The following is an 18,203-nucleotide window of genomic DNA, read 5'->3' on the forward strand; positions in this document are numbered from 1 at the left end:
GCGAGCCCGGCGATGTCAAGATCGAACTCCGGCCGTGCCCGATTCGACATCAAGCCGCGAGCTCGTCGGCAGAAGCCGTGTTGAGCCACGGTGGAAATAGACATTACTATCGAAATTTGCGCCGAGACGAAGGCGCAGGACCGAGGTGGACGCCTGGGCGCAGAACCAAGGCGCAGAACCACAGCGGCGACTGGCGATGAGCGCGAATGAAGCGCGAATGAAGACCCGCGCCGAGCACAGCAGCGCCGCCAATTTCGCCTGGAGCCGGGGTGCACTTTTACGATAAAGTGTGTCTAGCGCCGTTTGCTCGGGAAGAGCGCTACGTGCGTTATCGAGGTGGCCGTGGGTTTAAGGACTTCTTATCTGGCTTTGGCGGTGGGATTGCTTCAGATCACGGTCGCTTGCGGCGGGGGCGGCGCGACCACGAGCGATGCGACCGGCTCCGGGAGCGGCGCGAACTCCGGCGGCGGCCCGCCTGGCGTCGGCGGCGCCGGCGGAACCGGCGGTGTGCCCGAGTTCACGGTGGGCAGCGGCATCGGCCTTGGCGGCAACGGCGGCGGCGAGCCGGACCCGTGCGACGTCGCCGATCCGCCCCCCGAGTGCTTCCTGCCTCCCGACCCCGCCTGCGGAGACGCGGCGCTGAACCAGGCGTCCGAGGCCTGCGACGACGGCAATACGCTGCCGGGCGACGGCTGTTCTGGGCAGTGCCAGGTCGAGCCTTACTGGGAGTGTCCGACGGCCGGTCAGCCTTGCGAGCTGACCATCGCGTGCGGCGATGGCGTCGTCGACCCCGGCGAGTTCTGCGACGACGGCAACAACGTCGATGGCGACGGCTGCAGCGCCGACTGTTACTACGTCGACCCCTCGTACGTGTGCCCGAAGCCGGGCCAGCCGTGCATCCTGCTCTACGACTGCGGCGACGGCCGCGTGAACGGCTCGGAGGAGTGCGAGGACGGCGACGACCCGCCTGCGTCCGGCGACGGCTGCAGCGCGGACTGCAAGCGCGAGGCGGGGTTCCAGTGCAGCCGGCCCGGTCTGCCGTGTACGCGGCTGCCGGTCTGCGGCAACGGCGCCAAGGAGACAGGCGAGGGGTGCGACGACGGCAACACCGCGAGCGGCGACGGCTGCTCGAGCCTGTGCCGGCAGGAGCCTTATTACAACTGCCCGACCCCCGGATCGCCCTGCGTGCGGCTGATCGAGTGCGGCGACGGCAAGGTGCAGCCGGGCGAGCTCTGCGACGACGGCAACGCCGCGGACGGCGACGGCTGCTCCGCCGACTGCCAGGTGAAGGACCCGGCGTACGTGTGCCTCGAGCCGGGCGAGCCGTGCATCCCGCTCTACCTGTGCGGCGATGGCCGCGTGAGCGGCAACGAGCAGTGCGACGACGGCGACGACCCGCCGGCGAGCGGCGACGGCTGCTCCGCGGACTGTCGGCTCGAGGAGGGCTGGGTCTGCAAGCCCGGCCAACCCTGCACCGTGAGGACCTATTGCGGCGACGGCGTCGTGCAGCTCGGCGAGCAGTGCGACGACGGCGGGGGGGCATCCCCCGAGGGCGGCGACGGCTGCACCGCGCAGTGCAAGATCGAGGTCGGCTGGACGTGCCCGCCGGCGGGCGGGCGCTGCACCCCGCCGCCGCCGCCCGTGTGCGGCGACGGCAAGGTCGGCGGCACCGAGGTGTGCGACGACGGGAAGCAGCCCCCGGCGAGCGGCGACGGCTGCAGCGCCGATTGCCAGACGATCGAGGAGGGCTGGGACTGCTCGCGCGTCGGGTTCCCCTGCAAGACCATCTGCGGCGACGGGCGCAAGCGCGGCGCCGAGCAGTGCGACGATGGCGATCTCGTCTCGGGCGACGGCTGCGACGATACGTGCCGCATCGAGCCCGGGCGGGTGTGCACCAACGCCGTGCCCCAGGACTGCACGGGCTACTCCGTCTGCGGCAACGGCGTCCGCGAGGGCACCGAGGCCTGCGACGACGGCAACGGCAACTGGCGCGACAACTGCACGCCGGACTGCAAGGGCGAGCCGAACTGCAGCGGCGGCGCGTGCATCTCGAGGTGCGGCGACGGCATGCTCCTGCCCGGCGACGCCACCGAGGCGTGCGACGACGGCAACACCGCGAGCGGCGACGGCTGCTCCGCCACGTGCACGATCGAGCCGGGCTACGCCTGCACCGTTCAGCCCACCGAGATGCGGCTGCCGATGGTCCTCCGCGACTTCATCGGCTGGTGCCCGACCTCGTACGACCGCACCGTCAGCAACAGCGCGTGCGACAACAACCTGAACGACACCCTCGTCGGGCACTTCGATTTCGAGATCGATCCCAGCGGCAATCAGATCGACCAAATGGTCCAGTCGACGCTCGACGCCGCCGGCAAGCCCGTCAGCAGGTTCGGCCCCGGCTTCGTCACGCCGAGCGACGCGAACGGCTGGACTACGGGGCAGAACAACTTCCAGTGGTGGTACCGGGACAACCCGACGTACAACAGGACGCTCGTCACCTCCATCGAGCTGACCCCGCAGGCCGGCAGGTACGTGTACCAGCGGAGCCCGTTCTGGCCCGTGGACCCCACCCCGCCGAACGGCGATCCCGTGCTCAACAACCTGGTCTCCGCCGGGCTGGAGAAGGCGCAGCAGAGCAACCCCTCGCACAACTACTACTTCACGAGCGAGGTCCGGTACTGGTTCCAGTTCACGCCGAACGGCGCCGCGGCCGATCCGGTGCTCACCTTCTTCGGCGATGACGACGTCTGGGTGTTCATCAAGAACACGCTGACCGCGGACATCGGCGGCATCCACGGGCAGCTCCAGGAGAGCGTGACCATCCTGGACAACGGCGACGCCCGCGTGACCCCCTGCACCCAGAACACCTGCCCTGCGGGCGCCCGCACGCCCTACGACGTCGACCTGAACCTCGAGCCGGGCAAGGTCTACGAGATCGCGGTGTTCCAGGCCGAGCGCCACGTCACCGGGTCGAACTACCAGCTCACGCTGTCGGGCTTCAGCGCCGGCACGTCGGTCTGCTCGCCGCAGTGCGGGGTCGACCCGCCTGTCGTGACGCCGGGCGAGGAGTGCGACGACGGCACCGAGAACGGGACGGGCTACGGCGAGTGCAACAGCTGCCAGCTCGGGCCGTACTGCGGCGACGGCCAGAGGAACGGCCCGGAGACCTGCGACAACGGGCTCAACAACAGCGCGTACGCCAACGCCTCGAACGCCTGCGCGCCGGGGTGCGTGGCCCCGCCCCGGTGCGGCGACGGCGCGGTCAACGCGCCGTACGAGGCGTGCGACCTCGGCTCCGGCAACACGGCGAACGGCTACGGCGGCTGCACGCGCGAGTGCGAGATCGGGCCGTACTGCGGCGACGGCGCGACGAACGGCCCCGAGCAGTGCGACAACGGCAGCAACGACGGCTTCTACGGCACGTGCAACCCGAACTGCACGCCCGCCCCGCGGTGCGGCGACGGCAACGTCGACGAGGAGTGGGGTGAGGAGTGCGACGACCCGGCCGACCCGAACTGCGTGGGCTGCCAGCTCGGGGCGCTCTGCGGCGACACGGTGGTGCAGGCGAGCTACGGCGAGGAGTGCGACGACGGCGTCAACGACGGCGGCTACGGCGAGTGCGCGCCGATGTGCCTCTACGGCCCGCGCTGCGGCGACGGCGTGGTGCAGCCCGACGAGGAGGACTGCGACCTCGGCGAGGCCGACAACAACGGCGCTTACAACGGGTGCACGCAGCACTGCGCGTACGGGCCGTACTGCGGCGACGCGGCCGTCAACGGCGCTGAGACCTGCGACGACGGCGTGAACGACGGCTTCTACGGCAGCTGCTTCCCCGATTGCACGCCGGCGGCCAAGTGCGGCGACAGCCGCGTCGACGAGGACTGGGGTGAGCAGTGCGATCCCCCGAACGAGGCGACCGGCTGCAGCGAGAACTGCCGCCTCGGCGCCCAGTGCGGCGACTCGGTGGTGCAGGCCAACCTCGGCGAGAAGTGCGACGACGGCGTGAACGACGGCGGCTACGGCGAGTGCGGCCCCAGCTGCCTGTACGGCCCGCGCTGCGGCGACGGCGTGGTCAACGGCCCCGAGCAGTGCGACGACGGGGACGGCAACAACACCGGCGGCTACGGCAAGTGCGCGCCGGGGTGCATCTACGGGCCGTACTGCGGCGACGGCGTCCGGCAGAGCCTGTACGAGGAGTGCGACGACGCGAACAACACGAGCGGCGACGGCTGCAGCTCGGCCTGCAAGAACGACGGCCAACCCCAGTAGTAGAGACGGCCACCCGCGGCGGATCCGGGCCCACCTCGGCGTTTTCGGTGCTCAGCGTACAGGAGTACGCTTCCGCGCCGAAAACGCCGATCTGGGCCCGTCTCCTGTGCGGGTGGCCGTCGGCGGCGCCCGGCGGAGGGGGCGCGAGAGGCGGGAGAACACCCTGGGATGGGGCTCACCTGGGGGCGCGATCGCTCACGAGCGCGGCGCGTCGGGGGGGCGCGGGCGCACCGTGGTGTCGCCCAGCGGCTTCTCCAGGAGGGGGGGGCCCGCGATGGGAAGCCAGATCTCGAAGACAGCGCCACCCTTCTTGGCCTTGCGGTAGGTGATCTCTCCGCCGTGCTCGAACACGATCCGCTGCGCGATCGCGAGGCCTAGACCCGTCCCCTTCTCCTTGCTGGTCGCGTAGGGCTCGAACAGGCGCGGCACCATTTCCTCGGCCACGCCGGGGCCGTTGTCGCGCACCACGATCCGCACGCGGTCGTTCGGCAGCGGGCCGATCGTCACCGAGACGCGCGGGTCGCGCCGGATGGCGCTCGCGGCGTCCAGCCCGTTCTGGACCAGGTTCGTGAGCACCTGGATCAGCTGATCGCGATCGGCCGAGACCTCCGGGATCGGATCCGCCACGAGCTCGACGCGCGGCGACGGCGCGCCGGAGGTGGCGCCCGCACCGGAGGACAACCCCGCGCCAGAGGTCACCTCGCCCGACGCCGGCGCGGCGTGCAGCGTGATCACGCCGCGCGCGACCGCGACGAGATCGATGGGCGTGAGGTTCGGCGGCGGCAGACGCGCGAACTGGGTGAACTCGGTCACGATGTTCGCGATGCGGTGCACCTCGTTCAAGACCGTCGACGTCGCCTCCGCGAAGTAGTCGTCGAACGCCGGGTCGTCGCGCTGCCGGAGCCGGCGCAGCGTCTCCACCGCCGCACGGATGGGCGCCAGCGGGTTCTTGATCTCGTGGGCGATCTGGCGCGCGACCTCGCGCCGCGCGGCGATGCGCTCGGTCGCGGCCAGGCGCTTGCGCATCGCCGCGAGCTCGTCGATGGTCGCGTTGAACGCCGCCGCGAGATCCGCGATCTCCCGCCCCCCGCGCCCCTCCACACGCCGCGGCGCGCCGCTCATCACCTCGCGCGTCTCGCGGGCCAGCGCCACGAGCGGCCGCGACAGGCTGCGCGCCAGCACGACGGCCATCGCGACGGCGATCGCCAGCACCGTGGCGCCCGTCAGCGCGATCGCACGGTCGAGCCGGGCGAGCGCCTGCCTCAGCGGATCGCGCGGAACAGACGCGACAACGTCAAGGCCCGGGATCTCCGCGAAATGGAGGACGCGCACGACCTCCGCCTCGCTGCTCCGAGGGGCGAGCTCCCCCTCCCGCGCCGCCGTGAGGCGCACATGGTACGCCTCGCCGATCCGCGCGAGGACCGGGCCGATCCGCCGCGCCCCCACGAGGCCGATGGTCACCCCGTGGCTCGACAGGGCGCAGTGGACCTCCAGCGACGGCTCGCCGCCCGCCTTCGCCGGCCGGAGCCGCGGCGCGCCCCCGGGGGCCTGGATCAGCTCGGCGAGCCGCTTGTCGCGCGCGCCGATGCGCGCGGCGTCCTCGGCCCCCAGGACGCTCCCGTCGCCCGCGACGAGCGACAGCTCGTCGAGGCGCAGCGCCTTGGCCTGGCTCGGGACCAGCCGCCCGAGGGCGATGCGGCTCCCCGGGTCCATCGCGTCCGGGTCGCCCTTGGCGCGCTCCAGCTCGACGTGGGCCTTGTCGACGAACGTGTCGTGCCGGCAGAGCGGCGGCAGGAGGTCGCGCAGCGCGTCGGCCTCCCACGCGAGCTGCTGCCGGACGCCTGCATGCGCCGCGTCGATCCGCTCGGCGAAGCCGCCCTCGATGATCTCGCGCGACGCCTCGCGGAGGGTCAGCCCGACGAACGCCGTCGCGATGATCGCGACGAGCCCGAAGGCGAGCAGGAGGCGAGCGGCGAGGGACATGGCGGGACGGCCACGCCCGCCCGGCCGCGCGGCCGCCGGTACGGCCGGGCGGCCGCCGCGGTCCGCGGCGGTGTTCAGGGTCGGTGCGGTCGAACCTAGAGGAATCGGCGCCCGTGCCGAGCCCCCGCGGCGGGCTCCATCTCCGCCGCAACCTCCGTGCATACGCCATCGGGTCGAGATCGTCCAAGTTCATCGCGTTTCCCCCCAGCCGCGCGGGCCCGCCCCCTGCGCCTCTGCCCAGGAGATCTCGGTTCGCGGCTCGCCTGCCCGCGGTTCCCATGCCGCGCTCGCCACGCTCGCCGCGCTTCTGCCGCGCGCTCTCCTTGCACCGGGGGGCACTCGCCTCTTACGCTCGGTCGTCCTTCGGGGTCGTCGGGGGCGCGCTGGCCAACGCGCGCCGCAGCTCGACCGCGCTGGAACGTACGAAATGAACGCCAAGCAGCTCTCCATCCCCATCGCCGCAATCCTCGCGTCCATCGGCCTCGGGCTGAGCTTCGCGTCGAAGTCGCTGGCGGAGTTCTCGGGCCAGCTGTTCATGGTCTTCGGCTTCGCCGCGGCGGGGGCGGTGCTGTACGCGAGCTTCGGGCCCAAGGGCGGCGTCCCCCTGGGAGGCCTGCGCGACGCGCTCCGCGGCGCCGCCCGGGGCAAGCGGCCCAAGCTCCCCGAGGGCGCCCCCGCCGACGTCGCCGAGACCTACGAGCAGATCGCCGAGATCGCCGGCCGCCAGCTCGAGCTCGCGGAGGAGCGCCACGCGCTCGCCGAGGAGCGCGACAAACTCGCGAGGGAGCGCGACGGCGTGAGCCGGGAGCGCGACGGCATCGCGAAGGAGCGCGACACCGTCGAGCGGGAGCGGGACAACCTGAGCCGGGAGCGCGACGGGCTCGCGAAGGAGCGCGACACCCTCGAGCGGGAGTGCTCGACGCTCACCCGCAAGGTGAACGAGCTCGCGCAGCGCGGCCCCGACATCGACGTCGACGCGCTCGTGGACGCCGTGCTCCGCGCCACCGCCGGCGAGCGGGTGCGCGTCCCGGCGGGCGCGCCGTCCGAGCTCTCGCGCCTCTACGCGGAGCTCAGCGGCATCGCGGAGCGGATCACCCAGGCGGAGCTGCGCGACAAGCAGCGCCGCTCGGAGCTGGCGCAGGCCACGGGGCTCCTCGACGAGCTGCTGCCCAAGCTCAGCGACGGCGTGAGCAGCGTCATGCACGCGAGCGAGCAGGCGACCGTGTACATCCGCGAGATGACGACCGCCCTCGCCAACATCGCGCAGTCGGTCGAGTCGCTCGCGTCGAGCGCCGAGGAGTCGAGCTCGAGCATCCTCGAGATGACGGCCACGAACGAGGAGGTCGCCGAGAACGTCGGCGAGCTCGGGTCGAGCGTGCGCGAGACGGTCTCCTCGATCGAGGAGATGGCCTACTCCATCCGCGAGGTCGCGAAGAACGTCGACGCCCTGGCGCTGACGGCCGAGGAGACGAGCTCCTCGATGAACCAGATGGACGTCTCGATCGACCAGGTCCAGTCGAACGCGAACGAGACGGCCCGGCTCTCGGAGGAGGTGGCGACCGACGCCGAGAAGGGCGCCGAGGCGATCCTGAAGACGATCGGCGAGATCTACCGCATCAAGGAGTCGAGCCAGGAGGCCGTGGCGGTCATCTCGAACCTCGGCTTCCGCATCGAGGCGATCGGGCAGATCCTCGCCGTCATCGACGACGTCGCCGAGCAGACGAACCTCCTCGCGCTGAACGCCGCGATCATCGCCGCCCAGGCCGGCGAGCACGGCAAGGGCTTCGCCGTCGTCGCCGACGAGATCAAGGACCTCGCCGAGCGCGCCGGCGGCAGCACGAAGGAGATCGCCGAGCTCATCAAGACCATCCAGTCCGAGTCGAAGAACGCGATCGCCGCCGTCGAGCGCGGCGCTCACAACGTCGACCGCGGCGTCGAGGTCTCGAACGAGGCCGAGCGGGCCCTCAAGAAGATCCTCGAGAGCTCGCAGAAGTCGACGAACATGGTGCGCGCCATCGCCCGCGCCACGGTCGAGCAGGCCAAGGGGTCGAAGCAGGTCACGGACGCGATCGGGCGCATCGCCGAGACGGTGCAGCAGATCGCCGCCGCCACGGCGGAGCAGGCGCGCGGCTCGGAGCTCATCATGAAGAGCGCCGAGAAGATGCGGACCATCACGCAGCACGTGGAGCGGTCGAGCCAGGAGCAGGCGCGCGGCGGTCGCCAGATCACGAGCGCGATCGAGCAGATCTCGCACGGGGTCAACAGCCTCAACGCCTCGCACCGCAGCCAGACGCGCGGCGGCGAGCAGCTCGTCGAGGCCGGCAAGCGCATCGAGGAGGCGGCCCGGCAGCAGGACCAGGCGGTGCGCCAGCTCCTCAGCGCCACCGAGCGGATGCGTCGTACGGCGGCGATTTGAGGCCGAGCCGCCCCCTCGCGCGCAGGCAGCATCGATGGCGTTGACGATCGTGGTGCTCGCGCCCGACGGGGCGGGGAAGGCGGACGGAGGCGAGCTCTCCCTGACGCTGGACGCGCCCCGCGTCATCCTCGGCCGCGCGGAGGGCTGCGAGGTGCGCCTCCCCGACACGAGCGTGAGCCCCCGGCACGCGTCGATCCGGCAGCGGGGCGCCACGTACCTGCTCCTCGACGAGGGCAGCGAGAACGGCACGTTCCTCGGCAAGACACGCATCGCCCCGCGCACGGCGATGCCCCTGAAGACCGGCGACCGCATCCGCATCGGGCGCGTGTGGCTCCTGCTCCGGATCGAGCCGGCGGTCGCGAAGGCCGCCCCGGCGGCGGCCGCCAAGGAGCTCGCCCTCGAGCTCGTCGCGCGCGGCCTCGCCGCGCAAGGGGAGGATCCGGCGCCGCGCGTGGTCGTCGTCGAGGGCCCCGACAGCGGCCGCGCGTTGCGGATCGAGGAGGCGGCGCGGCCCTACATCCTCGGGCGCGCCAAGGACACCGATCTCGTCCTCGACGACCCGGACGTCTCTCGCCGTCATCTGGCCATTACCCGCAGGGGCGATCAATTCTCTGTTCAAGATCTCGGATCGCGCTCGGGCGCTTCGCTCGACGGCGTTCCGGTGCCTCAGTTCGATACGATCTGGCGTCCTGGACAGGTGCTCGCGATCTCGGGTGATCGGCTCATCTTCGAGCACCCGGCCGCCGAGGCGCTCGCGGAGATCGAGCGCAGCCCCTGTGAGCCGCTCCGTCCAGACGCGGTGTTCGAGCCGCCTTCGCTCGAGGAGCCGAAGGCCGCGCATTCCACGCCGACGCCTCCGCCTGCCTCGGTGAGCACGAGTTCGCCGCTCGCGCAGCCCGCTGAAGCGGCTCCGGCGTCTCGCGCGGCGCAGGGAAGTGGATGGGGCTTCACAGAGGCGCTCATTGCCCTGCTCGCGCTTGGTGTGCTGGCGCTCAGCATTGCTGGCCTGTTGTGGCTGCTGGGGCGCTCTTAGCGTCTTGACGTCGCGCGCGCGCAGGGTTCGAAGAGCGCAGTCCCGGAGGGTGCGCATGCGTGCGATCCGAATGAGAGCTGACGGCGAGGGCGAGGCCACCGAGGCGGAGCTTCAGGCGGAAGGGATCCGGTGCGGCGCGTTCGACCCGGGCGCAGCTGCGCTCGCCTTGCAGCGCGTGGTCGCGGACCGCGGATGGACGGAGCACGAGGATGTCCGCCGCGACGGGAGCAAGCCGCGCGACGAGGCGGAGAGCGCGAGAGAGGCGGATGAGCACTGTCACCTGGGCGACGAGGTGCGGCTCTTCGTGGAGGGACAGGGCTGTTACGACATCCGTTGCACGAACGACGATTGGCTGCGGATCTGGGTCGGCGCGGGCGATCTCATCGCCGTGCCGGCGCGGCGCTACCATCGCTTCATGGCGAGCAAGGCGGGCGCGATCCGCTACCTGCAGCCGTACGGCGGCCGTCACCTGCTCATGCAGCTTTACCGCGTGTCCGATGATCGGACGCGCGCGATGTGATCGCGAGGTACCCCATGGCGCATCCCTACCGTCTCGTCACCTCCAGGGCCCGGATCCCCGTCCCTGGCGGCAAGCTCATCGAGGAGATCTTCGGCCGCGTGAACACCGGCACGGAGGGGTTCAGCCTGGCGCACATGGTGGCCCCGCCGGGCTGGAGCGAGCCGGCACAGACGCCTTCGTTCGGCGAGCTGACGCTCGTGATCCGCGGCCGCGTGCGCGCCGAGATCGCGGGCGAGACGGTCGACGTATCGGCCGGCCAGGCCCTCTGGACGGAGCCCGATCAGCGCGTCCGCTACAGCAACCCGTTCGACGAGGAGAGCGAGTACTTCGCGCTCTGCATACCGGCCTTCGCGCCGGACCTGGCGCGGCGCGACGCCGAGTGAGCTCCGCAGTGCGCGCGGCGCCGGCGCGTGATCTGCGCGGCGCCGGCGCGTGATCTGCGCGGCGCCGTCGCAGGATGCGCGCATCGCGGTGCGCGGCGCCAGCGCGCGCCGCGCAGATCCTCGATCCCTGGTGGGCGCCGAGCGCGTACTATGCCCCATGCTCTTCGATCCCGCGGAGTTCCGGAAGGTGCTGGGCCAGTTTGCGACCGGGGTCACGCTCGTGACCACGGTGCAGGACGGCACGCCGCAGGCGATGACGGTGAACTCGTTCAGCGCGGTCTCGCTCGACCCGCCGCTCGTGCTGTTCTGCGCGGACAGGCGGTCGCGCACGAGCGCGGCCATCGCGGCGTCCGGGGTCTTCGCGGTGAACATCCTGCGGGAGCAGCAGCGGGAGTTCTCGGACCTGTTCGCCGGCAAGGGCACGGACATCGATCGGCAGGTGGTGCTCACCGAGGCCCACGTGGCCGAGTCGGGCAGCCCGATCCTCAAGGACGTGCTGGCCTTCCTCGACTGCAAGGTGGAGCACACCTACGACGGGGGTGATCACATCATCTATGTCGGTCGCGTGCTCGCGTCGGGCCGGGGGGAGGCGGGCGCGCCGCTCCTGTATTACCGGGGCACGTACCAGGCCCTCGACGACGTCTGGCGGTGGCGCGATCGTTATGCGGCGCGAGAGCAGGCGACCCCGTTCCACGAGCTCGTCGACTTCTTCGATCGCATGCAGGCGGAGGGCCCTTATGCGACGCTCATCGACGAGCTCGTCACGCTCGTCGATCCGGGCGTCGAGGAGCGGTGCCTCGATCTCGGCTGCGGCACGGGCCGCCTGACGCGCGAGATGGGTCGCCGCTGCCACGAGTCGATCGGGATCGACGCGACGGCGGCGATGGTGGAGCGCGCCGCGCAGCGGGCGAAGGCGCTCGGCCTGGACAACGTGACGTTCCGGGAGGCGCTGGCGACGCGGCTGCCGTTCCCCGACGCCTCGTTCGACGTGGTGACCGCGTCGAACCTGCTCCTGCACCTGCCCGAGCCGGGCCCGGTGCTGGCCGAGGCGGCGCGCGTCCTCCGCCCGGGCGGCCGCCTGGCGCTGCTCGAGCCCGCGGCCACGATGGGCCGCGCCGCGATGGCCGGCTACCTGCGCGGCCACCGGTACAACCCGTCGACGGCCCACGCGATGCTGGCGTGGGCCGACGCGGCGGAGGTCACCTACCGTCACACCGAGGACAAGCTCGGCGGCGAGCTCGGCGGCGCAGGGCTCCAGGTCGACCGCCGCGAGCGCCGGATGAACGGCCTCGCGCTGCTCTGGATCGCCCGCAAGGCCTGAGCGCGCCGCCCGAGCGCCCGGGCTCCAGGCACCGGCCCCCGAACCTCGCCCGGCGCGCGGAGCCCCGCGCTAGAGGCTCATGCCGGCCGCCGGAGCCCTGCCTCGTCGACCAGCCGGGGCACCCAGTCCTCCGCGCCGATGGACCGCATGTGGATGCCCGAGAGCCCGGGGATGTCGCGGAGCCCGCGGATGAGCTCCAGCGTGATCCGGTAGCTCTCCCCCTCCGCGTCGCCGCTCTGGCGGACGCGCTCGATCAGGTGTTCGGGGACCACGAGCCCCGGCACCTTCTGCAGGAAGCTCAGCCGATCCACGCCCGCGAACGGGAAGATCGCCGCGATGAAGTGCGCCCGCTCGTGCAGCCCGCGCTCCACCACCGCGGCCATCCAGCGGCGCATCGACGCGAGCTCGAACACCGCCTGCACCTGGATGAAGCTCGCGCCCGCGTCGATCTTCGCGGCGAGCCGGTCCATCGCCCCGGCGATCGCCTGCTCCGCGCACGGGAAATCGATGGTCCCGACGTGGAAGTAGGGCGCCGGCGAGACGACGTCTCCGTTGAAGAGCTTCCCCTCGCGCGTCAGCCGGCGGGTCAGCTCGATGGCCGCGTAGCTGTCGACGTCGCTCACCTCCTTCGCGTCGGGATCGGAGCCGATGGCGCACGGGTAGCCGCCGAGGACGATGATGTTCGAGAGCCCGAGCGCCGCCATCCCGAGCAGGTCGCCCTGGAGGGCGATCTTGTTCTTGTGGCGGAGCGAGAACTGGAGCACCGGCTCGAGCCCCTCCTGCTTCACGAAATGGCCGACTGCCATGTTGGCGCAGCGCGCCTGCGAGAGCAGGTGATCGTTGATCTGCACCACATCCACACAGCCCGCCATGTTTCGGGCGTGCTTCAGCAACTTCTCCAGATCGTAGTGACGCGGGGGCGTCAGCTCGGCGGAAACGAGGAACTGGCGCTCGCTGAGGAGGCGCTCCATCTTCGACTTCGTCACCATCTCCTGCTCCTTCCGTCACTCGACGAACCTGAGGACTCCGTCACTCGACGAACCTGAGGACCCGGACCTTGGCCCCGCTCCGGCCGTGGAACCGCGCGGCCGCGCTCGCGATGCGCGCCGCCTCGGCCCGCGCCAGGCTGCAGGGGAACCCATACTTCTTGAGGACCCGCTCGCTCGCGATATCGAGCGCCGTCCGGCAACGCGACACGAAGTCGTCGAGATCGTAGCTCTCCCCGACGTCGAGGTGCTCCTTCACGACGAGCGACGGAGAGTAACAGACCTGCTGCTCGCCGCTCGGCCACTCGATAACGAAGCGCATCTCCGGCATACGTCGCTCGCTTGTCCTACGTTTGGCGGGATCCAAGGAACTCGCGGTACACGCCGGCCGCGATGCGGGCCGAACGATCCCACGTGTACCGGGCCGCGGTCTCGAGCCCCGCGGCGCGGAGGCGCCGCCTCACGCCCTCGTCCAGGATAGCCTCCATTGCGCCGGCGAGATCGTCTGTTCTCGAGGGATCGACGAGCAGCGCGCTCTCGCCGTCGGCGAGGAACTCGGTGAAGGGAGGTTGCGCAGAGCTCACCACCGGCGCCCCCGAGGCCATCGCCTCCAGCAGGACGAGCCCGAACCCCTCGCGGACGGACGGAAAGACGAACGCGTCGGCCAGCCGGTAGAGCGGCGGGATCAGCGCGTCGGGGAGCACGCCCGCGAGGACGAGCGGCGGCGGCGACGCGCCCGTGGGCGAGGGCCATACGCCGCCTTCGCGCGCGATCGCCTCGAACTCGCGCTGGTAAGGTTCGTAGTCGAACAGCGTCTCTCCGCCGGCGATGATGAGCTGGGCTCCGGGCAGCCGCTTCCGCACCGACAGGAACGCCTTGAGCAGGCCGATCGAGTTCTTGCGCGGCTCGACGCCGCCCACGGTCACGAAGAGCGGCGATCCGGTGGCGTCGAGGCGCGCGCGCAGCGCCGCGTCCCGCTCGTCGGGCGTGGCCGTGTAGCGGCGCAGGCTCACGCCGTTCGGGACGATCGCCGCGTCGACGCCGTGCTCGGCCCGGAGCGCCTCCCTCCACGCCTCGCTGACCACGAGGCACGCGTCGGCCTCGCGCACGGAGCGGTCCTGGCAGGCGCGCAGGTACGGGCTGTCGTAGTCGTCGAGGTGGTGCACCGTCCGGAGGAAGTGGGGGACGCGCCCCTCGGCGCGCAGCGCCGCGAGCGCGTTCGCGCTGATGCAATCCTGGGAGTGCCAGACGTCGTGCCGCGCCCCGAGGCGGCGCAGCCCGTCCTCGAACTCCGCGATGCGCTGCTTCACGACCGCGTCGATCCCCGCCGGCGGGGGCGCGGCGGGCACGAGGACCGAGGGGCAGCGCGGCGCGCGGTAGAAGCCGCCCTGGTCCTTGTTCAGCGCGTAGATGCAGACCGAGACGCCGAGGTCGTGGAGCGCCTCCGCGAGCTCGACCGTGTGCACGACGCCGCCGCGCGGCTTGGTCGAGTAGGTGAGGAGCGCGACCGAGAGCGGCGCGCCCGAGGCTTTCGTGGCGCCGGCGCTCATCGCGCCCGAGGCAGCGCGGGCGCTCATCGCGCGCCCTCGCGCGCGAGCCCCGTGAGCGGCTCCGCCGAGAGGTCCCAGAGCGTCTGCCGCTCGCCGGCGGCCTGGAGGGTGAGCCTGTGCGAGCCGTCGACGGCGCCGACCGCCGCGCTCGCGATGCCCCGCCGCGCGAACGCCGAGAGCACGTCGCCGGCGACCGCGGGGCGCACGCTGAGCAGGAAACCGTAGCTCGGGAACGCGAGCAGCCAGCGCGCGAGCGGGACGTCGCGCGGCCGCGGGACGGCCTCCAGATCGAGCACCGCGCCGGCGCCGGACGTCTCCAGGAGCATGAGCAGCGTCCCCGCGACGCCGCCCATGCTGATGTCCTTGCCCGCGTCGCACAGGCCCGCCTCGGCGAGGGCGGGCAGGACCTCGAGGTCGCCGCGCAGCCGCGCCGGATCCGCGCCCGTCGAGGCGTTCCAGAACGGGTGCTCCGCGTGCATCTCGCCGCGCAGATCGATCGCCGCGACGAGCACGTCGCCGGGGCGCGCCGCGAAGCTCGTGATGAGCCGCCGCGCCCGGCCCGCGATGGCCACGGCGAGGGCGTTGTAGGGGCTGCGCGCGCTCGTATGCCCTCCAACGATCGGCACGCCGTAGGCGCGCGACGCGGCGACCATGCCCTCCCAGACCGGCTCCAGCGCGCCGGCCGAGGTCCCCCAGACGACGTCGACAACGGCGATGGGTCGGCCGCCCATCGCGTAGACGTCGCTGACGTTGACCATCACGGCGCTGTAGCCCGCGAACCGCGGATCCCCTTCGAGGAACGCGGGCCAGATCCCCTCGGCGGCGAGGAGCAGGTAGCCGTCTCCGTCGGGGATGGCCGCGCAGTCGTCGCCGAGCGCTGCGGGTCGCTCGACGGAGCCGGCCGCGCCCGCCGCGTCGCCCGCGCTGGCCGCGAGCGCCGCGCCCCGCTCGCCGGACAGGTACCGCGCCGGGATCTGCACGTCCCGCTTCGCGAGGACGCCGATCGCGCCGCGCAGCTCGGCCGCGACGCCGCCGAGCATCAGCGGAACCTCTGCCCGGGCGGCGGCCGGGGCTCGTCGCTCGGCGGGTAGCTGTCGAGGTCGGCCTCCATCAGGTGGTGCGGCCGCTCGCGGTGCGATCGCTCCTCGAGGGAGCGCCAGTGGATGCCCTCGAAGAACGGGACGTTGGCCGCCTGGACGAGCGCGAGGAACCGGCGGCACCCCCAGCCGTGGGCGGTGGTGACCGCCTTGTGGACGAGGCCGCGGCCGACCACGCCCTGCTTGCGGTGGGCGCGCTCGACGCCGAGGCGGCCGCCGTACCAGAGGCCGGGCTCCGCCTCGTAGATGCGCACGGTGCCGACGAGCCGCGGGCCCCCTGGCGCCCCGTGCTCCAGGGCGGCGATGGGGAACGCGGAGCCGTCCCAGTCGTCCTCGTCGGTGGTCTTAAACAGCCCTTGCTCGTCGCAGAAGATGGCCCGGCGCAAGCGGAGGTACTCGAGGTACGTGTCCCTGCTCTGCACAAGCTCGAAGCTGTAACGTGGCGTCATCGGAGCTCTCCGAGGTTGGTGTCCATGCCGCGCCGGGTCCCGGCCGCGCCGCGGGCCGGCCTTCTGCCTCGAAGCCCGAGAGCCCCGAGCAGGCGCCGCAGCGGGCGCAGCCCGCCTTCACGTCGGTCGAGCGCAGCCCCGCCCGCGCGAGCAGCGGGCCGATGTGCTCGTAGAGCGCCCGCATGAAGTCCCCCGAGGGCGGCGCGCGATCGGCCCCGGGCGTCCCGGGGATGGGCACGAGCGGGACGAGGAACGGATAGACCCCCAGCGCGATGAGCCGCTCGCTCGCGTCGAGCAGCGACGCGAGGGAGTCACCGAGCCCCGCGATGAGGTACGTCGACACCTGGCCGCGCCCGAACACGCGCACGGCCGCCTCGAACGCCTCGAAGTAGCGGGCCACGCTCACCTCGGCCTTGCCCGGCATCGCGGCCGCGCGCACCTCGTCCTCGACCGCCTCGAGGTGCATGCCCAGGCTGTCGACGCCGGCCGCGCGCATCCGCTCGAACCAGGCGAAATCGTCGGGCGGCTCGCACTGCGCCTGCACCGGCAGATCGACGCGCGCCTTGATGCCGCGCGCGCAGTCGGCGAGGTGCGCCGCGCCGCGATCCGCCGACCGCGGCGTGCCCGTCGTCAGCGTCACGTGCCGCACCCCGTCGAGCCGCGCCGCCGCCTCGGCGACCTCGCCGAGCTGCTCCGGCGTCTTCTTCGCGGTGGTGCGCCCCGCCGCGAGCGACTGCCCGATCGCGCAGAACGTGCAGGCCTTCTCGGGCTCCGTGTACCGGATGCACGTCTGGAGCACCGTCGAGGCGAGGACGTCCGCCCCGTGCAGCAGCGCGATCTTGGGGTAGGGGATGCCGTCCTTCGTCGAGAGGGCATAGAAGCGCGGCGTCTTCACGAGGGCGATGGGCGCGAGCTCCAGGCCGTCCCGCTCCACGGTCCCCGCGCCGTCGCGCCCGAGCCGCGCGACGAACGGCGACGCCGCCGCCTGGTCGGTGTGGATCGGGATCATCACCGTGGCCCCGCGCAGCGTCGCCGCGACGTGCTGGGTCGGCCCCGCGCCGCCGCGCCGCGAGGTCCACGCCGCGCGGCGGCCGTCGCCCTCGCCGGAGGCGGGCTCCGGCGGGGGCGTGGCGCCCGCGTCGGGGGCGCCCTCGGGGGCTTCAGCCAGCCTCAGGCCGAACGACTGGAGCTCGGTGATCAGCGTCTGGGTATCCATGGTCCACCGCCGCAGGGGCAAGGGAGGAGGCCTTGGGGCTGCCCGCGCCGAGCGTTATCGAGCGCTCCGCCGTATCCATCCAAAGCCGCAGCAAGTCGGGCCGGGCGTAGTGCCCCGCCGCATCCATCATCCGCTTTCGCTTCGTGATCAGGGCGAAATCGAGCTCGGCGATGGCCATCCCCTCGCCGTCGGTCACGGGCGTGCACGCGTGCACGCCCTCGGGCGTCACGATCGCCGTCATGCACCCGCCGCGCAGCACGCCCTGGATCTGCTCGTTCGGAGCGACCTCCCGGACCTGCTCCGGCGTCAGGAAGGCCGTGGCGTTCACCACGAAGCAGCCCGACTCCAGCGCGTGGTGCCGGATCGTCACCTCCATCTGCTCGGCGAAGATGGGCCCGACAAGGGAGCCGGGGAACTGGCTGCAATGGATCTGCTCGTGCTGCGCGATGAGCGCGAACCGCGCGAGCGGGTTGTAGTGCTCCCAGCAGGCCAGCGCCCCGAGCCTCCCGGCCGCGGTGTCCACGGTCCTGAGCCCCGAGCCGTCGCCCTGCCCCCAGATCATGCGCTCATGGTAGGTCGGCGTGATCTTGCGGCGGTGGAGCACCAGGGAGCCGTCGCTGTCGAAGACGAGCTGCGCGTTGTAGAGCGTCCCGTGATCGCGCTCGTTCACGCCGAGCACCACGACCACCCCGTGCGCGCGCGCGGCGGCCGCCACGGCCCGGGTCACCGGGCCGGGGACGGTGACCGCCTCGTCGTAAAGGCGCATGTGCTCCTTCCCCATGGCGGGCGGCGGGAGCACGAAGGAGAAGTACGGGTAATACGGGACGAACGCCTCGGGGAAGACGCACAGCTCGGCGCCTTCCTTCGCGGCCCTGGCGATCGCGGCGACGACTCGCTCGGTCGTCCCGTCCCGGCTGCCGAGGACGGGACTGGCCTGCACCGCGGCCGCCCGGACTTTGCGGTTGAACTCCATGGACCGC

General features: G+C 72.2%; 14 protein-coding genes. 6 read left to right on the top strand and 8 right to left on the bottom strand.

Going from position 1 to position 18,203, the window contains the following annotated elements; translation table 11 throughout:
• Nucleotides 1–381 precede the first annotated feature (381 nt).
• Nucleotides 382–4,269 carry a DUF4215 domain-containing protein gene (locus WMF46_RS48070; protein WP_437988019.1) on the top strand — a complete coding sequence of 1,296 codons (3,888 nt, stop codon included), beginning with the start codon at nucleotides 382–384 and terminating at the stop codon, nucleotides 4,267–4,269.
• Nucleotides 4,270–4,464: 195 nt separating this feature from the next.
• Here WMF46_RS48070 and WMF46_RS48075 read toward each other — a convergent pair whose 3' ends face one another.
• Nucleotides 4,465–6,252, bottom strand: coding sequence for an ATP-binding protein (locus WMF46_RS48075; protein WP_437983397.1), 1,788 nt, complete (start codon nucleotides 6,250–6,252; stop codon nucleotides 4,465–4,467).
• Nucleotides 6,253–6,679: 427 nt separating this feature from the next.
• Here WMF46_RS48075 and WMF46_RS48080 point away from each other — a divergent pair, with 427 nt between their 5' ends.
• The 5 genes from WMF46_RS48080 to WMF46_RS48100 all read left to right on the top strand — a co-directional run bounded on the left by WMF46_RS48080 (nucleotide 6,680) and on the right by WMF46_RS48100 (nucleotide 11,925).
• Nucleotides 6,680–8,668 (top strand): methyl-accepting chemotaxis protein, encoded by a 1,989-nt coding sequence (locus WMF46_RS48080; RefSeq protein WP_437983398.1) that lies wholly within the window; start codon nucleotides 6,680–6,682, stop codon nucleotides 8,666–8,668.
• A gap of 34 nt (nucleotides 8,669–8,702) precedes the next feature.
• Nucleotides 8,703–9,701 (top strand): FHA domain-containing protein, encoded by a 999-nt coding sequence (locus tag WMF46_RS48085; protein WP_437983399.1) that lies wholly within the window; start codon nucleotides 8,703–8,705, stop codon nucleotides 9,699–9,701.
• 55 nt (nucleotides 9,702–9,756) lie between these two features.
• A complete protein-coding gene (locus tag WMF46_RS48090) occupies nucleotides 9,757–10,221 on the top strand; it encodes a 1,2-dihydroxy-3-keto-5-methylthiopentene dioxygenase (RefSeq protein WP_437983400.1) in 465 nt (154 codons plus the stop codon).
• A 14-nt stretch (nucleotides 10,222–10,235) separates the two neighbouring features.
• Entirely contained in the window at nucleotides 10,236–10,604 is a 369-nt protein-coding gene (locus tag WMF46_RS48095; RefSeq protein ID WP_437296756.1) for a cupin domain-containing protein, read from the top strand.
• A gap of 157 nt (nucleotides 10,605–10,761) precedes the next feature.
• The gene (locus WMF46_RS48100; protein WP_437983401.1) at nucleotides 10,762–11,925 is read left to right on the top strand and encodes a flavin reductase; all 1,164 of its coding nucleotides are present in this window, start codon (nucleotides 10,762–10,764) and stop codon (nucleotides 11,923–11,925) included.
• Between the two features lie 77 nt (nucleotides 11,926–12,002).
• On the opposite strand, the gene WMF46_RS48105 is transcribed toward WMF46_RS48100, so the two are convergent.
• The 7 genes from WMF46_RS48105 to WMF46_RS48135 are packed head-to-tail and all read right to left on the bottom strand — an operon-like array spanning nucleotide 12,003 to nucleotide 18,196.
• Nucleotides 12,003–12,914 carry a methylenetetrahydrofolate reductase gene (locus tag WMF46_RS48105; protein ID WP_437983402.1) on the bottom strand — a complete coding sequence of 304 codons (912 nt, stop codon included), beginning with the start codon at nucleotides 12,912–12,914 and terminating at the stop codon, nucleotides 12,003–12,005.
• A gap of 40 nt (nucleotides 12,915–12,954) precedes the next feature.
• Nucleotides 12,955–13,242 (bottom strand): MSMEG_0570 family nitrogen starvation response protein, encoded by a 288-nt coding sequence (locus WMF46_RS48110; RefSeq protein WP_437547865.1) that lies wholly within the window; start codon nucleotides 13,240–13,242, stop codon nucleotides 12,955–12,957.
• A gap of 16 nt (nucleotides 13,243–13,258) precedes the next feature.
• Nucleotides 13,259–14,488: an MSMEG_0565 family glycosyltransferase gene (locus WMF46_RS48115; RefSeq protein WP_437983403.1), complete on the bottom strand. Its 1,230-nt coding sequence runs from the start codon at nucleotides 14,486–14,488 to the stop codon at nucleotides 13,259–13,261.
• Entirely contained in the window at nucleotides 14,485–15,501 is a 1,017-nt protein-coding gene (locus tag WMF46_RS48120) for a sll0787 family AIR synthase-like protein (protein ID WP_437983404.1), read from the bottom strand. Before WMF46_RS48120 ends, WMF46_RS48115 begins: the two co-directional genes overlap by 4 nt.
• Nucleotides 15,501–16,007, bottom strand: coding sequence for an MSMEG_0567/Sll0786 family nitrogen starvation N-acetyltransferase (locus WMF46_RS48125; RefSeq protein WP_373372214.1), 507 nt, complete (start codon nucleotides 16,005–16,007; stop codon nucleotides 15,501–15,503). Before WMF46_RS48125 ends, WMF46_RS48120 begins: the two co-directional genes overlap by 1 nt.
• Nucleotides 15,904–17,223, bottom strand: coding sequence for an MSMEG_0568 family radical SAM protein (locus WMF46_RS48130; protein ID WP_437983405.1), 1,320 nt, complete (start codon nucleotides 17,221–17,223; stop codon nucleotides 15,904–15,906). The genes WMF46_RS48125 and WMF46_RS48130 overlap by 104 nt, the downstream gene beginning before the upstream one ends.
• A complete protein-coding gene (locus tag WMF46_RS48135; protein WP_437983406.1) occupies nucleotides 17,168–18,196 on the bottom strand; it encodes a Nit6803 family nitrilase in 1,029 nt (342 codons plus the stop codon). The genes WMF46_RS48130 and WMF46_RS48135 overlap by 56 nt, the downstream gene beginning before the upstream one ends.
• Nucleotides 18,197–18,203: the final 7 nt, after the last annotated feature.

It is taken from the genome of Sorangium sp. So ce117 (assembly GCF_051524395.1).
GTDB lineage: Bacteria > Myxococcota_A > Polyangia > Polyangiales > Polyangiaceae > Sorangium > Sorangium cellulosum_B.

Coding starts and splice junctions, on each gene's coding strand:
- WMF46_RS48075 (WP_437983397.1), bottom strand. CDS start 6,252: ATGTCCCTCGCCGCTCGCCTCCTGCTCGCCTTCGGGCTCGTCGCGATC.
- WMF46_RS48080 (WP_437983398.1), top strand. CDS start 6,680: ATGAACGCCAAGCAGCTCTCCATCCCCATCGCCGCAATCCTCGCGTCC.
- WMF46_RS48085 (WP_437983399.1), top strand. CDS start 8,703: ATGGCGTTGACGATCGTGGTGCTCGCGCCCGACGGGGCGGGGAAGGCG.
- WMF46_RS48090 (WP_437983400.1), top strand. CDS start 9,757: ATGCGTGCGATCCGAATGAGAGCTGACGGCGAGGGCGAGGCCACCGAG.
- WMF46_RS48095 (WP_437296756.1), top strand. CDS start 10,236: ATGGCGCATCCCTACCGTCTCGTCACCTCCAGGGCCCGGATCCCCGTC.
- WMF46_RS48100 (WP_437983401.1), top strand. CDS start 10,762: ATGCTCTTCGATCCCGCGGAGTTCCGGAAGGTGCTGGGCCAGTTTGCG.
- WMF46_RS48105 (WP_437983402.1), bottom strand. CDS start 12,914: ATGGTGACGAAGTCGAAGATGGAGCGCCTCCTCAGCGAGCGCCAGTTC.
- WMF46_RS48110 (WP_437547865.1), bottom strand. CDS start 13,242: ATGCCGGAGATGCGCTTCGTTATCGAGTGGCCGAGCGGCGAGCAGCAG.
- WMF46_RS48115 (WP_437983403.1), bottom strand. CDS start 14,488: ATGAGCGCCCGCGCTGCCTCGGGCGCGATGAGCGCCGGCGCCACGAAA.
- WMF46_RS48120 (WP_437983404.1), bottom strand. CDS start 15,501: ATGCTCGGCGGCGTCGCGGCCGAGCTGCGCGGCGCGATCGGCGTCCTC.
- WMF46_RS48125 (WP_373372214.1), bottom strand. CDS start 16,007: ATGACGCCACGTTACAGCTTCGAGCTTGTGCAGAGCAGGGACACGTAC.
- WMF46_RS48130 (WP_437983405.1), bottom strand. CDS start 17,223: ATGGATACCCAGACGCTGATCACCGAGCTCCAGTCGTTCGGCCTGAGG.
- WMF46_RS48135 (WP_437983406.1), bottom strand. CDS start 18,196: ATGGAGTTCAACCGCAAAGTCCGGGCGGCCGCGGTGCAGGCCAGTCCC.